Origin of the sequence: Clostridium sp. AF17-21AC (assembly GCF_003461365.1) — a bacterium.
Taxonomy (GTDB): Bacteria; Bacillota; Clostridia; order Lachnospirales; family Lachnospiraceae; genus Coprococcus; species Coprococcus ammoniilyticus.
In genome coordinates, this window is sequence record NZ_QTWY01000005.1 from 209,597 (window position 1) to 225,641 (window position 16,045).

Genomic DNA, 16,045 nt, shown 5'->3' on the forward strand with positions numbered 1-16,045 from the left:
ACTTCTTCTATACAGTATAAAAGGCCGGCACGCGAGCGCCGACCTTTAGAAATAATATACTTTCTGAAAAAGTAGCCCTCCATCTGTGACGATGACAGTCATACAGTTATTCGCTGCACAACCAGGTTACAGCCCTATGGATAACTGCTTCCTTCGGCGGTATCCCCTTTCAACACATATCATCTACCTCCATATATATCCATATATTTACTGATAAATACCGCGCCTCTACTGAATTTTCTTTTTTCCATTAGATAAAATTACTATATCATTCCTGTCTGTTTCTGTCAATATGTAACAACTTCTTTTCCCTGCCTGTTCATTGCTTTACCGTCCCTTTGCCGTGCTACTCCAGACATTCCATTTTGCTGACAGATACCTCATAAGCCGTCTTGCTGATGATCTGGTCATTCCCGATCCGTTTCTGATATTCCCGGCTCTGGATCCTGCCCCAGACCGCAACATGCTCCCCTACCTTCAGCTTCCCTGCAAATCTTGCATTTCTGCCCCAGCAGATACATGGAATATAGTCACTCTTGCCATATGCCCGGTTAACTGCAAGCAGAATATCTGCAATCTCTCTTCCAAGTGGTGTCATACGGTACACCGGCTCCTTGCAGATATAACCATCCAGATAAATCTGATTTGGTTTGTTTCCCGCTTCGTCCTCCTCATCATCCAGTACCGATATCTCCCTGACAAATACCGATAAGATCAGACGGTTTCTCGTCTCCTCATGTTTGTTATAAGAACGGAACTGTCCTCTTGCAACCACCTTTTCCCCAATATGGGAATTTTCTACATCAAATAACCGGTCAGATACCATAAGTGGTATTACGTCATAGGTATCACTCAGTCTGGCAACAACAAGATCCACCATATAAAATCCCTCTCCGAAGATCTCATGACTGAACGTAAAGTCTGACGCGATCTCCCCCGCTACGATCACCTGGTTATTGTTTAATGTTTTTTCCATGCTTTTTCTCCCTTCTGGTATATCCCTTCGAATGTATACCATAAAATATATTCTTATATACCAGAAGATATGCTGCCTTTTTTTGTCTTGTTTTGTCTATTATCCGATCATTTTCGCTGCCTGTATGCTTCATATGCAAGAAGTGTCGCTGAAATTGCAGCATTTAAGGATTCCACCTGACCTGCCATCGGAATACGGATCAGGCGGTCAGCCTTTGCAGAAAGTTCATAGGTCAGACCGTTTCCTTCATTTCCGATCAGGAATGCATTGTTCTTTTCAAGTTTTCCCGCGTACAGATCCTGTCCGTCCAGATGCGCCCCATAGACAACAATTCCATGTTCCTTTAACCTGTCAACCGTACCCATGAGATCATCCACATAGACAAATGGCACCCGGAAGATCGTTCCCATTGTAGATCGTACCACCTTAGGATTGTATATATCACAGGAATCCCCTCCAATGATAATACCTGTAACGTCAGCAGCCTCTGCTGTCCGCACGATCGTACCCAGATTACCGGGATCCTGTATGGATTCCAGCACCAAAAAAGTGTTTCCCCCTTCATGTTTAGCCATCACAGAAATCAAATCATCCATCGTGTAATGATATCTATCCACGACAGCAAGAAGTCCCTGCGGGGTTTTCGTCTGTGACATCGACTGAAACACACTGTCTGATACAACAACCAGTCGTCCGTCCTGTTCTGTGATCCCTTTTACAGAAAGCTCCGCTTCATATTTTCTATATGCCGTTTCCGATACAAACACCTGCTTTACCCGGTCAACCGGAAGTTCCCGGAACATACGGCTTCCTTCTACTATAAATACCTGTTCTTCTTTGCGGAATGCCGCATTTTTACTTAACTTGTTGATATTCTTTATCTTAGGATTTGAATTTGCAGTAATGATCTCCATACCTGCATCCTCCTGTCATTTTCTTTTCCAGCAATCCTTCAGAATCTGCCATGTAAGCAATCCAGACAAGAACGCTGCTATTTCTTCTTATTCGGACGAACGGTTACACGGCTGACACCATATTCCAGCTTCAGCCGGTCTACGATACCGGAAGCTCCGTCTACCATAAAGCCCCTTCCCATATTCTTGTATTGCTTTTCCTGTTTGATGAATATATATACCGGACAGTTTCCTTTATATTCTTCCAGGATTGACAGGAACTCTTTCTCCAGCTCATCATATTCTTTTCTATCATCAAAGCATACCCAGACCTGCAGATCACCCTCTGTAAATTCCGGTTTTCCTGTATTTTCTCTGCGAGGCTTCATCCTGCCACTGTTATTATAACGGCTGAAATCATTTCCTGCCGCCACTTCATCAAAGGTCAGGATCTCTTCCGCGATCAGCTTCGCGTCCTCCTCTGAAACCGTCGCCCGACCCTTTACAAAGATCTTATTATCTGTCGTCAGTTTCTCCCGGTAATCTTCATATTTCTTTGGAAATACAATGATCTCCGTCTGTCCGACCATGTCCTCCAACGTAACAAATGCCATGTTCTGATTGTTCTTTGTCAGCTTCACCGTAACACCTGCTACCATGCCGCCAAGAATACAGATACTCTGATCCGGAACTCTTGCCCGTCCTTCTTCCTCATCGATCATGAAATCCACCGATGAAAATGCCGTTTTCTCACTCATTAGTTTCTCATAATCAAGAAGTGGGTGGCCGGATATATAGATACCAAGCACAGATTTCTCAAGTGCCAGCTTCTCCTGCTCGTCATATTCCTCTACATCCGGAAATTTCGTCTTTGCCGCTTCTGCAAACTCACCGCCAAAAAATTCTGCAAATGACATCTGTCCTGCAGATGAATTTTTCCGCTCTTTATAGACTTCATCGATCATCATCGGATATGCCATCATCATCTGGCGTCTCTTCACACCAAAGCTGTCAAATGCACCTCCAAGGATCAATGCTTCAACCGTCTTCTTATTGGTCTCCTTCGGTGTCATACGAACCAGAAAGTCCTTCATGTCTTTATACGGTCCATTTGCCTCCCGTTCTTCTACAATCCGGTCTACTACTGCACTTCCGACACTCTTGATCCCTGACATGCCATATCGTATCGCACCCTTGGCTGCTGAGAAGCCGCTGTAGCCTTCATTGATATCCGGCGGCAGGATCTGGATTCCCATCTGGCGGCAGGACTGAATATAACCCGCCACCTTGGAACTGTTATCCTTTACTGATGACATCAGCGCCGCCATAAATTCAACCGGATAATAGCATTTTAAAAATGCTGTCTGATAGGCAACAACCGCATATGCTGCTGCATGAGATTTGTTAAATGCATATTTTGCAAAATCCGTCATATCATCGAAGATTTTATTTGCAGTTGTTTCCGGGATGCCTCTGGCGATACAGCCCGGCACTCCTAATTCTTCATTTCCATATACGAAATACTGGCGTTCCTTCGCCATGACATCTGCTTTCTTCTTTGACATGGCACGGCGCACCAGATCGCTTCGTCCTAGTGTATATCCGGCAAGCTTCATAACGATCTGCATAACCTGCTCCTGATATACAATACAGCCATAGGTTGGTTCCAGGATCTCCTGAAGCTCCGGCACGTCATAGGTAATCTTCTCTGGATGTTCCTTACCATTGATATAGTTTGGAATAAAATCCATAGGTCCCGGGCGGTACAGAGAGATTCCGGCTATGACATCTTCCAGACTCTGAGGCTTTAACTCCTTCATGAAGTTCTTCATACCGGAACTTTCAAGCTGGAAGATACCCTCTGTCTTACCTGACGTAATCAACTCAAATACCTTTTTATCATCATAATCGATATGATCGATATCAATATCAACTCCGGTCTCCTGCTTTATAAACTTTACTGCATCCTGAATAACAGTCAGAGTACGAAGTCCAAGAAAGTCCATTTTCAGAAGTCCTAATCGCTCGATTGTTGTCATTGTAAACTGGGTGATGATCGAATCATCACCGCCTCTTGCAAGCGGTACATATTCATCGATAGAATCTCTGCCGATCACGACCCCGGCCGCATGCATACCGGTATTTCTTGGAAGTCCCTCTAACTTTCTTGCCATATCGATCAACTGTTTGACATCTGCATTTTCCTCATACATCTCTTTCAGATCCTTGCTGACCTTCAGAGCTGTATCAATATTCATGCCAATCTCCATCGGGATCGTCTTTGCTACCGCATCACAAAGTGTATATGGAAGATCCAGCGCACGACCGACATCACGGATAACATTTCGTGCCGCCATCGTCTGGAAGGTTACGATCTGTACGACCTTTTCTTTTCCATATTTACGAACAACATAATCGATAACCTCCTGCCTTCTCTCGTAACAGAAATCCACGTCGATATCAGGCATGGATACACGCTCTGGGTTCAGAAATCGTTCAAATAGCAGGTTATAACGGATTGGGTCAATATTGGTGATCTCAAGACAATAGGCTACGATACTGCCTGCCGCAGATCCACGACCGGGTCCGACAGCAATCCCATGATCCTTTGCATATCTTATAAAGTCCGATACGATCAGAAAATAATCTACATATCCCATTTTCTTGATCGTATTGATCTCATAGGTCAGACGCTCCATCAACTCCGGTGTTACCGGGTTATAACGCTTCCTGATGCCCTCCATACAGAGCTTCTCCAGATACTCCTCGGCCGTCAGTCCATCCGGCACATCAAATTCCGGCACTTTCTGCTCGCCAAATACGATCTCTACATTACAACGGTCTGCAATCTTCTGTGTATTTGCAAGAGCTTCCTTCGCATAAGGGAAAAGCTCATACATTTCTTCTTTGGATTTCAGATAATACTGTCCCCCTGTATAGCGCATACGATCTTCTTCATGTACCTTCCGGTTTGTCTGGATACACAGAAGGATATCGTGCGCCTCCCAATCCTCCGCAAGTATATAGTGAGAATCATTCGTTACGACCATCGGAATACCCAGCTCTTTGGACAACCGCATAACACCCGCATTTACCGTTGCCTGTTCTGCCAGCCCATGATCCTGCATCTCAAGGAAATAGTTGTTTTCTCCAAATATCTTCAAATGACGGAGTGCTGCCTCTTTCGCTCCTTCATAGTTATTCTTTCTTAAATTGACGGCAACCTCCCCCGCCAAACAGGCTGAAAGCGCGATAATGCCCTCATGGTATTGTTCCAGCACTTCCAGATCTACTCTTGGCTTATAATAAAAGCCCTCCGTAAATCCTCTGGATACGATCTTAGACAGGTTCTTATATCCCTGATTGTTCTCTGCGAGCAGTACCAGATGATAATATCGTTCCTCGCCTCTGGTATTCTCACGGTCAAATCGTGATCCCGGACTGACATAGATCTCGCAGCCTATGATCGGCTTGATGCCCTCTGCCCTTGCTGCCTCATAAAAATCAATAACTCCATACATAACGCCATGATCGGTAATCGCAAGCGAATCATATCCCAGTTCCTTCGCACGCTTTACCAGACTCTTGATCTTCGCCGAGCCGTCCAACAAGCTATATTCTGTATGCACATGTAAATGTGTAAAATCCATATTTATCCCTCCGGCTTTTCAGCCTCTCTTCCGTTTGTATACTTTCTCCAGTCTGACGTTACTGTCAATAACGATCTTATTTCTATTTTTTCTTCGGTTTTTTATTATGCAATACTTTCCGCCGTATATAGTCAAAAGTATAATCTTCCCCTTTTTCTGCCAGCATAACCAGCAGACTCTCAAGCAATGCATCCGTTTCCGGATGGAGCAGATGATTCTTTCTAGCCTTACCTTTTCTGAAATATTCCAATGGGAAAGAATCGTTATACTTCTCTTTATTATAATTCTTACTTGCTGCAATCCGGTCACAGAACATCTCAACTACATATTTTTCCGGCATTTTACAGCCCGCTAACGCACCGGAATGATCGGTGCTGTAATCTACCCAGTATTCCAGATGATGCTTATTTCTTCCTTTATGGTGCAGCCAGGCACTTGTATAGCCTTTATCCTCTCGTTCCGCATCATTCGGGCTTCGGTCTCCCTGATAATACTTCACACCCACTGAAAACTCCGCCCATGAGTATTTGGACAGATCATGCAGCAGTCCCTGTTTATATAAGCCTACCCGGAAGCAGTTTTTCATAACCAGCCACTTATGATGGTTGATCGTTTTCAAATGTTTATACCAGTTCATGTTCATGAAACGTTTCATCTCCGATTTTATTCTAAATATTATCCATCTTTTTATTGTATTTCATTTTGCCCTTTTTGCCAACACCCAAGAAAGCAGTTACCTGAGAAAAATTGCGATTATTTTTATCATCCATTAAAAACGGATAATACCTCTGCTTTATTACTTTCTTAAAATTTTGCACACTTTTTGCACACCTACACGTTTTTTAGCAATAAAAAGAACCGGAAAACCTTGATCTTACAAGATTTTCCGGTTTCAAGTTCAAAGCCGAAAAAGGGACTCGAACCCTCGACCCACGCATTACGAATGCGTTGCTCTACCAACTGAGCTATTTCGGCGTTTGTTAAAAGTTCCAGATGCCGTATAGCGGAACATTTAAAAGTCCGTTATTCATATACATGTCATCTGTTGAAATTCTGATAGACGTTGCATTGTTATATCTCTGCTTGAACACCTTGGAACTCTGTGCTTTCGTATGTGGCTCTGTCTGTACATCAACCGGTACAACCTCACCATCACCTTCATACACAAAATCAACCTTCGCTGTTGCAGATGATATCCAGAAGAACAACCTGCCAATATTCTTATTCGCATATAATTCTTCCATCGCATACTGCTCGGCTATCATGCCATCCATCGTATCAACGATATTGGTCTGATCTATATCATAATAATGAATGCCTGCCATAATCCTTAAAAGGCCATGATCCAAATGATAGATCTCAAAGGACTTTTCATCCACCTGCTCTGCAAGTGGCAATATACCATGTTTTACACGGTACACCTGACGGACAACTCCGATCCGTACAAGATGGTCAACTGACGACTCATACTCTCTGGCTCTCGCCTTTGGATCTACGTATCCGTACATAAACTTTTTATTCTCTTTGGTAAGCTGAACAGGAATACTGTTCCAGATCAGCATCACCTTTGTTAAAAGTTTCTTCGGTGTTACTTTTACTATATATTCGGTCATCTTGTCAAGTGTTTTTTGCAAAATACCGTCAACTTCTTCAAAATTTTCATTTTTGTAATATGCATTTACCGCTTCCGGCATTCCCCCAGTCACTAAAAATGCATCCAGCATCGTATCTACGCTTGCCCGTACCTCCTCCGGCAATCCTTCCAGTCTCTGGTTCTCAATGTACTTCCAGAGCTTTCTGCCTTTTCCTGCCTTTAAAAACTCATCAAAGGTCATCGGCGTTAACTCATACACAAAGAGATCATCCTGGCATTCTGCTTCACCCGGCAACATTCCATTCACTGTTGCAAGCATACAGATTCGCACGCCGCTGCTTACCCTGGCATATTCTACCAGATTCGGAACCGCCATTGTACTAAGCTGTACATTATCAAAAATCAATAACTTTCCCTGAAAGTCATATTTATCCAATGAAGTTGTTAATTTCGCATGTAGTTTCTCCGGCTTTCTCTCCTTTGAAATATACTGACAAAAATCCGGATACTGCTCCAGATCGATAAGAATGTGTTCATCAAAAAAACCTGTAGCAAAATCAAGGGCTGCCCATGTCTTTCCTACAAACTTTCCTCCTCTAATGAGTGCTGCTTTATTTTCTCCAATCTCATACCATGTTGCCAGATTGTTCATGATATTTCTAAACATTTGTACTCACCTCTACGACAAACACATTTGTCATTTCTACATGCTGCTTCAACAGACACTTGCCCGAAGAATTATTCTCCGGGCAAGATACTGCTTTAAAACATATTGTTCTAAATTCTATTAAGCATCTTTTCCTATCGAAAGGAATCCATTCTCATTTGCCTTAAGAAGGAATGCAAGACCAATGTTCTTTCTGTTTTCACCTGTTGCTTTGTAGATCTCACCAGTCTCAACCAGAGATTTTGCAATCGTGTTCAATACATCTTTGAACTGCATCATCTCCCGTCTGTCCTTCGAACTAAGCTTAAAGATATACTGATTCTTTGAGCTGATCAAAAGAATACTGTATGTATGGATGTTATCCTTCGAACTTCTGATCGCAGAACCGATCATTCTGGAGTTCGCAATAATAACCTCTGCATTCTCATCTGGCAGATATTCTGATACAATCAGTTTATAAATCTTCAGATAATCCTGCTCTGCTGTCGCATTGACAGGCATCTCAGCCACCGCAAATTCAACAACAGAATCGGCAAGCTTGATCGTACCGCCTTCATCATTGATCGTTGCTGAACATTCTTTTGGAACACATAAGCGGAAAAACTTGTTCTCCACAATCTTCTGTCCCTTACCCGGTTCACGGATAATCAGATCTACATAATGCATTTCCAGTTTGTTCATCGCTACGATAGCAGTCTCATCACCGGTCTCTGCCAGCTCGATCAGTGCATCATACAAACTCCAGATCTGCTGTGTTGTAAACGGAACCAGTTCAAACAGCTTTTCGATAGCCGGAACGTAACCCATACTTGCATTTTCGATATAGAGCTTGATAGCCTCTTCGTTATCGAGTCCCTTTTCAACCTTGTAATTAATAACTCTGAACAGATTTTCCTTATCCCAGTCATCAAAGTTCGCATTAAAGGCTTTCTCAAAATACTTGATACTCTTGATCTCGCCCTTATAGTTTTCCTGTTTCTCCTGAAGCTGATAGATACGTCCAAGTTCATATCCTGCTCTGGCACTTCCAAGTCCAAGTGCTTCCAGATATGCTTTCTCAATCTCGTACGGCGTTGCTATATAGAAAATCTGCTGTTGTTTCATCATTGCGATCTTAATTGCTGCAGATTCACTTCCTGCCTGAACCGCTCTTTCCCATTTCTCAACGGCCGTCTGGAGATCTTCACCCTTCAATTCCTCAAGATCCTTGATATAACCTTCTGCTTCCGGTATACCGTTCTCTCTTGCCTTCTTGAAATATTCCAGAGCCTTTCTTCCATCTCTCTTGGTACGGAGTAATCCATAATAATAAATACGTCCCAGATAGAATGCAACTCGCTTATGTCCCAGCCGTTCTGCATTCTCGTACCAGTTCAAAGCTTTCATGTAATCTTTCATCTGCTGATCGTATACATTACCAATCAGGAACGCAAGTTCCGGATCCTTCGTCGCTTCAAACAACTGCTTTGCATAACTAATCGTCTTTTCCAGATCACGGTATGGGCTGTCCTCATCATAGTATAGCTCTACAAGCAGATAACTCGCTTTGATGCTTCCAAACTTCAGTGCCTGCTTTGCAGCCTTCATGGCACCTTCATAATCTTCCAGATAGTAACAGTAGATTGCTTCATTGTAATACTGCATATCTCTCCGGTTTGCACTTTCTTCACTGACCAGTGTCGGATCAATAAATGCAAATGAGTTTGCTACCTCGAAGATAATCTCCTCGTACTGTTCAATGATCTCCATCGTTGCACATACGAAACGCATACATGCCAGTCGTCTTCCCTGATAGAACGCAAATGAAACAATACCCTTTTCCATATCCTTATGGTAGTATGTCGTGCAGATACCATCTGCATACTCTGTAATATATGCTTTCAACTGTAAATCTTCGTCAAATGCATCATTACAATATCTCAGATAGTTTTCCAACGTCTTCTTAGAATCCTTTGGTATACTGTCATAATAAACATAGATTGCAAAGTCTTTATATGTAAGGCTTGGTGCGTAATATTCTTCACCGGTTGACTCATTAATCGTCTTTACCCAGTCTTTTGGAAGTTTGTGGATATATCCTTCCACCTGATTGTGTACATAGGAATACTGATACTGTAACCTGGATGCCTCGATCACCTTATATCGTGGCTCTTTTCCCTTTTCTTTTCTTCTCTGGGAAATCTCCGTATACAGCTTATCTTTTTCCTCAAATTCCAGACTGTCTTCATGTGTGCTTGCATATAACACGCGCTCATAAGATGCCCTTGCCTTTGCGTCACCGGCATCAGCAAGCTTCTTATACCACTGCATTGCCTTTTCCAGATCAACAGGAACGACGAAATCACTCTTATTTCCATATTCATCAATCCGGTTCAGACCACTTTCATAAATAGAACCAAGGCTCATGTATGCTGCCTTGATACCATAATCCGTTGCTGCCATCTCGAAGTACTTGATTGCCTTTGAAAAATTCTGGATTTCCAGCATCATCTTAGCAAGCTTGTATATCACATCACCATCACGGTTCTGATTCACATACTTCTCGTAGTATTTTGTAGACTTGTTCATATCTACATTTATTTTTGCGTTGCGGTAAACACCCTTTTCATAAAACTCAGCAAGTGCGAGAAGGGCATCATCTCCATATGATTTGTACTGGGTATCCATAATACCGATATCTGCAACCTGTTCCAGTATCTTAACAGATTCTTCAGAATCACCATTATCCATAAGATTCATAGCCTTGTTATACTGTAACTCTACATTATTAACCGGTGCTTTCTTTTTCGAGAATCTGGACACGAAAGGTATTTTCTTAAAAATCCCATCAAAAAATCCCATATCTGCTTCCTCCGATGACACATATCCATTAATAATCTGATTTTATCACATTCAACCAAAGCGTGCAATAAAAACACCAATTAATTAACAGAAGATTTTATGCATTCGCTGTCAGATATTCTGAGATCTCCTTTACTGCTGCTGCTTCATCTTTTCCATCTGCAATGACCGTAATCTCCTGTCCTTCTGTAAATCCCATACTCATCATGCCCATAATGCTCTTGGCATTGATTTTTTTGTCATCTGATACAAGATGAATCTGGCTCTCATACTGACTTGCGATCTGTACAAGCACTGCCACTGGTCTTTCTTCGGTTCCTTCGGTCATGGCTACCTTAACTGTTCTTTCTAACATTTTTTCCTCCTACACATACGACTTTTGTCTTAGGTCTTCTGCTATTTCACTTATTTTTCTTAATCTATGATTGACTCCCGATTTTCCAATGGGAGGATTCATCATCTCGCCTAATTCTTTCAACGACGCATCCGGTTCTTCCAGCCGGAGTTCTGCAAGACTCCGCAGATTATCCGGAAGATATGTGATACCTCTTGTTTCTATCACATAATTGATATCCTGGATCTGTCGGACAGCCGCACTGACTGTTTTATTCAGATTCGCTGCTTCGCAATTTACCCTGCGGTTTACATTATTACTTATATCTTTTAATATTCTCACATTTTCCATATTCATTAAAGAAATGTGAGCGCCCATGATGTTCAACATATCAACGATCATGGTTCCATCCTTTATATAACAGACACTATACTTTTTTCTGGCAATGACACGGCTTTCGATATCAAGCTCCGCCATGATCTTCCCGATCATTCCGGCACGATCCTCATTATTACAGACGATCTCCAGATGATATCCTTTCTTCGGATCACTGACCGATCCGGATGTCATAAATACACCTTTGATAAATGCCCGTTTGCAGCATTGCTGCTGCACAACCATCCGGTTGACTGTCATATCCTGACAGCTTACCTTTGCTACGCCATTCTGAGATATCCCAAAATCAGGCGAGAGCTTCAGTGTCTGCATCATCCGTTCGATCTCCTGTTGCTGATCTAACACCATCCGGTAGATTCGGCTGTTGCTCCCGGTTCTTTTTACGGAACATTCCATACGGATATCAAATAATACCTTGATCAAAGCTGCCATCGTCTTTGCTATAATACTGCGTTCTGTCGTTATACAGAGTTTAAAGAGTGAACCATTCCTGTACCATACATCTGCCACCATCGACATCATTCCTGAAAGCTCTGCGATCCTGCAGTGTCTGGCACTGCTGATATTCTTCGCAAGTTCTGCTTTTACTTCCGAGGAAAAGGACATATGTCTCACTCCTGTTCTACAATTTCTTTACGACTGCATCTTTTCCGATATCACGGTGATATATTCTCACAGTGTATGTGGATTTCTGCAGACGACTATATACTTCATTCGCGATCGTTACAGAACGGTGTTTGCCACCGGTACAGCCGATCGAGATAACAAGCTGGTTCTTGCCTTCTTTAATATAATTCGGAATCAGGAACTGTACCAGATCTATAAATTTATCCAGAAATTCCGGTCCTTCCTTACAGTTCATGACATAATCCTGAATCACCTTATCATTTCCGGTCAGTGGTCTCAATTCTTCATCATAATAAGGATTTGGCAGGAATCTTACATCCTGCACAATATCCGAATCTCTTGGGATTCCATATTTGAAGCCAAATGACATAATGGTAATGATAAAATTCCCATATTCCATATTCTGCACAAAGATCTTATCCAGTTCAGATTTAAACTCCCGAACCAACAAATTCGTTGTATCTATGATATAATCGGCTTCATCCTTGATAAAGCCAATCAGTTCTCTTTCTTTTTTGATACCATCTATGATCCTTCCGTTCTTTGCAGATAATGGATGATTCCTTCTTGTTTCCTTGAACCGTTTTACCAGTTTCTCATCTGAACATTCCATAAACAGGATCTCATACTGGTATCCATTTTCTTTCATGTCATTTAAGCAGGCATTCAACTGGCTTAACGCTCTTCCACTCCGGATATCGACACTGATCGCCACGTTATCAACTTGAATCTGTTCATCATATGCAATTTCCGCAAAACGCTTAATAAGCTGGATTGGAAGATTATCCACACAGAAGTATCCTGCATCCTCCAGCGTTTTCATCGCTGTTGTCTTTCCTGCGCCGCTCATTCCTGTCACAATTACAAATCTCATCCTAGAATGCCCCCAGTGTCTTTATCTCAAGCTCCAGATCCACACCGGAACTGTCTTTTACTTTTTTCTTTACATCGTCTACCAACTGCATAACATCAGCCGCCGTTGCGCCGCCTTTGTTCACCACAAAACCACAATGCTTCTCTGATACCTGAGCTCCTCCTACAGTATAACCGCGAAGTCCCGCATCCATGATCAGTTTTCCTGCAAAATATCCCTCCGGTCGTTTAAAAGTCGATCCTGCCGACGGATATTCCAGTGGCTGCTTTGAGATTCTCGCTTCTGCCAGTCGTTTCATCTCTTCATCTATCTTATCCATATCTCCGGTCTGAAGTTCAATTACAGCTTCCAGCACAACCAAGCCATCCTGTTCTGCCTTACTGTGGCGGTAGCCGAATTCCATATCTGCACCCGCGATCTCATAGATCTGTCCATCCTGATCCAGCACCTTTACAGATGTGATAATATGCTTCATCTCTCCGCCATATGCTCCTGCATTCATATAAACAGCACCACCAACGCTACCCGGTATACCAGATGCAAATTCCATTCCGGTCAGTCCGTGCTGTTTTGCTGTTACCGCAGTTTTAATCAGGGATGCACCTGCCTGCGCAGTGATCCTTGTTCCTTCCACCGTGATCCTAGACATTCCATCTGCTATATGAATGATCATTCCATGATAGCCATCATCTGATACCAGTAAGTTGCTTCCATTTCCCATAATAAAAAACGGAACTTTTTCCTTTTTACAGAGGTCTGCAAGCTCTGCGATCTGCTCCGGTTTCTCCGGTTCAGCAATAAAATCTGCTTTTCCACCGATCCGGAAGGTTGTATATCGGTTCAAAGGTTCTTTTGTTTTTATTCTGTTTTCTCCTGTGATCGCTGCTGCGCTCTCATAAAACGATGTCATATAATTTTAAACTCCTGACCTGTTTTTATTCCGGATTCTCAAGAATCTTATAAACCTGATAGACAAAACAAAGCCTTTAACATAAGGTTTTGCATGCTGTTCCAGTTGATTTCTCAAAATCTCAAACACTACCACACAATATCATACATTAAAGGCTTTTAGAATTCAATATTAAAAATGTATAGAATTTTCAGGGCGTTTCAACCCGATTTATGTAATTTACACATAGTTTACTTAATACTTTTACTGATTCAGTATACTGCACGCACCACCATACATACCCGCATCGTTACCAAGTGTAGCAAGTGCAAACTTGGTCTGTCTGCATGCATGAAATGCATATTGTGCAAAATATTTTGCAGTTGTATCGATCAGGATATCTCCTGCTCTGGATACGCCACCACCGATTACGAAGATTTCAGGATCTACTACACATGCGATCTGGGCAAGTGCTTTTCCAAGAACCTTTCCATGATTTTCTACCAGTGTTGCTGCAAGCTCATCACCTTCTTTTGCTGCATCAAAGATCTCTTTTGCTGAAATGTACTGGATCTGACGAAGCTTGGATGGCTTGTCTGTTGTATTTAAAATGATCTTTGCCATACGAACGATACCGGTTGCTGATGTATACTGTTCCAGACAGCCCTTGTTACCACATCCGCATACTTCTGTCTCGTCGTCATTTACGCAAATATGTCCGATCTCACCGCCTGCACCGTTGGTTCCCGCGAGCATCTTTCCATTTAAAATAATACCGCCGCCGACACCGGTTCCAAGTGTTACCATTACGATATCCTTATGGCCTTTTCCGCCGCCCTGCCACATCTCACCGAGCGCTGCCATGTTTGCATCATTTCCGGCTTTTACAGGAAGGTCTAATAATTTGCTGAGTTCTTCTTCTACATTGAAGATTCCCCATCCAAGGTTTACACATTTGATAACCGTGCCGTCTGCCTTTACAGGACCCGGAACACCCATTCCAACACCTGCTACATCAGACTTCTCGATCCTTTTCTCTGCCAGTTTATCTTCAACAGATGCTGCGATATCGCTTAAGATATATTTTCCGCCTTCATCTGTTCTTGTTGTGATCTCCCATTTCTCAACCATCTCACCCTGTGTTGTAAACAGACCGATTTTTACGGTTGTTCCTCCAATATCTACTCCAAATACATAGTTTGCCATTTTTCTACTGCTCCTCCTTATTTGCATTGCCCTTCATAATATTCTGCGTCACTCTGTTATATAATTCCTGTGCCGCATTATATCCCATCTTCTTCTGTCTATGGTTAACCGCTGCAGATTCAACAATGATCGCGATATTTCTGCCCGGACGGATCGGAATATTATGACTTACGACTTTATTTCCAAGGAATTCCGTATACTGGTCTTCCAGTCCCAGACGGTCATACTCCGTATCCTTGCTCCACTCTTCCAGATTGATAACCAGATCGATGTTCTGATCCAGCTTTACACATTCTACACCAAACAGTGATTTTACGTCAATGATTCCAATACCACGCAGCTCGATAAAATGTCTGGTAATATCCGGTGCTCGTCCAACCAGCGTCGCATCACTGACCTTCTTGATCTCAACCACATCATCTGCAACCAGACGGTGGCCTCTCTTGATCAGCTCCAGAGCAGCCTCCGATTTACCGATACCACTCTCACCCATGATCAGAACACCTTCGCCGTATACATCGACCAGTACAGCATGTACGGATATTCTTGGTGCCAGTTCTACATGGAGCCAACGATCTACCTCATGTACAAATGCAGATGTAACGGCACTTGATGTGAGGACAGGCACTCCGTGCTTCTTTCCTGCTTCTATAATAAATTCATATGGTTCCAGATCTCTGCAGAATATCAGACACGGCGGCTTATATGAGAAAAATTCATTTATGATCTTGATATTTTCTTCCTCTGTATGCATCGCTGCAATATAGGCATGTTCTACATTTCCGCATATCTGGATACGTCCTGCATCAAAATGTTCAAAGAATCCTCCAAACTGTACCGCCGGGCGGTTCATACCCGGATCCTGGATCAGCACCTTATCGGTATCGATCTCCGGTGTATAATTCTTCAGATTCATTTTCTCTATGAGTTTGGATACTGTTATACTATAAACCATCTTCTCCTCCTGTTTTCCCTAGTTTCAGTTCTTGTTTCATTATATTCTACAACCTATTTATCGTCAATTCATCAATTTATTTTTTCAGGAAAAAAGCCACCTGTTTTCTGAATCTTATGTTATACTGATTTTTATGTGTGAAT

General features: G+C 42.5%; 12 protein-coding genes, 1 tRNA gene and 1 riboswitch. All 13 genes read right to left on the bottom strand.

Annotation, left to right across the window (positions count from 1 at the left end; translation table 11 throughout):
* Positions 1-64 precede the first annotated feature (64 nt).
* A riboswitch (Lysine riboswitch) is annotated at positions 65-239 on the bottom strand.
* Between the two features lie 107 nt (positions 240-346).
* A complete protein-coding gene (locus DWW85_RS09515; RefSeq protein ID WP_226801066.1) occupies positions 347-976 on the bottom strand; it encodes a single-stranded DNA-binding protein in 630 nt (209 codons plus the stop codon).
* A 107-nt stretch (positions 977-1,083) separates the two neighbouring features.
* On the bottom strand, positions 1,084-1,890 hold the full coding sequence (gene rlmB / locus DWW85_RS09520) for a 23S rRNA (guanosine(2251)-2'-O)-methyltransferase RlmB (RefSeq protein ID WP_181986551.1): 807 nt from the start codon (positions 1,888-1,890) through the stop codon (positions 1,084-1,086).
* 77 nt (positions 1,891-1,967) lie between these two features.
* Positions 1,968-5,519 carry a DNA polymerase III subunit alpha gene (locus tag DWW85_RS09525; RefSeq protein WP_117808478.1) on the bottom strand — a complete coding sequence of 1,184 codons (3,552 nt, stop codon included), beginning with the start codon at positions 5,517-5,519 and terminating at the stop codon, positions 1,968-1,970.
* An 82-nt stretch (positions 5,520-5,601) separates the two neighbouring features.
* Positions 5,602-6,156, bottom strand: a complete 555-nt coding sequence (locus DWW85_RS09530; protein ID WP_117808497.1) for a DUF5662 family protein — start codon at positions 6,154-6,156, stop codon at positions 5,602-5,604.
* Between the two features lie 265 nt (positions 6,157-6,421).
* A tRNA-Thr gene (locus DWW85_RS09535) sits at positions 6,422-6,494 on the bottom strand.
* 5 nt (positions 6,495-6,499) lie between these two features.
* The gene (locus tag DWW85_RS09540; protein WP_226801065.1) at positions 6,500-7,780 is read right to left on the bottom strand and encodes a DUF4143 domain-containing protein; all 1,281 of its coding nucleotides are present in this window, start codon (positions 7,778-7,780) and stop codon (positions 6,500-6,502) included.
* 120 nt (positions 7,781-7,900) lie between these two features.
* Positions 7,901-10,621: an SEL1-like repeat protein gene (locus DWW85_RS09545; RefSeq protein ID WP_021944839.1), complete on the bottom strand. Its 2,721-nt coding sequence runs from the start codon at positions 10,619-10,621 to the stop codon at positions 7,901-7,903.
* Positions 10,622-10,718: 97 nt separating this feature from the next.
* Positions 10,719-10,976 carry an HPr family phosphocarrier protein gene (locus DWW85_RS09550; RefSeq protein WP_021944838.1) on the bottom strand — a complete coding sequence of 86 codons (258 nt, stop codon included), beginning with the start codon at positions 10,974-10,976 and terminating at the stop codon, positions 10,719-10,721.
* Positions 10,977-10,985: 9 nt separating this feature from the next.
* On the bottom strand, positions 10,986-11,957 hold the full coding sequence (gene whiA / locus DWW85_RS09555) for a DNA-binding protein WhiA (protein ID WP_021944837.1): 972 nt from the start codon (positions 11,955-11,957) through the stop codon (positions 10,986-10,988).
* A 16-nt stretch (positions 11,958-11,973) separates the two neighbouring features.
* On the bottom strand, positions 11,974-12,852 hold the full coding sequence (gene rapZ, locus DWW85_RS09560) for an RNase adapter RapZ (protein ID WP_117808479.1): 879 nt from the start codon (positions 12,850-12,852) through the stop codon (positions 11,974-11,976).
* A gap of 1 nt (position 12,853) precedes the next feature.
* Positions 12,854-13,762: a UDP-N-acetylmuramate dehydrogenase gene (gene murB / locus DWW85_RS09565; protein WP_117808480.1), complete on the bottom strand. Its 909-nt coding sequence runs from the start codon at positions 13,760-13,762 to the stop codon at positions 12,854-12,856.
* Between the two features lie 243 nt (positions 13,763-14,005).
* Positions 14,006-14,947: an ROK family glucokinase gene (locus tag DWW85_RS09570; RefSeq protein ID WP_021944834.1), complete on the bottom strand. Its 942-nt coding sequence runs from the start codon at positions 14,945-14,947 to the stop codon at positions 14,006-14,008.
* Positions 14,948-14,951: 4 nt separating this feature from the next.
* Positions 14,952-15,902, bottom strand: a complete 951-nt coding sequence (gene hprK / locus DWW85_RS09575; RefSeq protein WP_008401344.1) for an HPr(Ser) kinase/phosphatase — start codon at positions 15,900-15,902, stop codon at positions 14,952-14,954.
* Positions 15,903-16,045 lie beyond the last annotated feature (143 nt).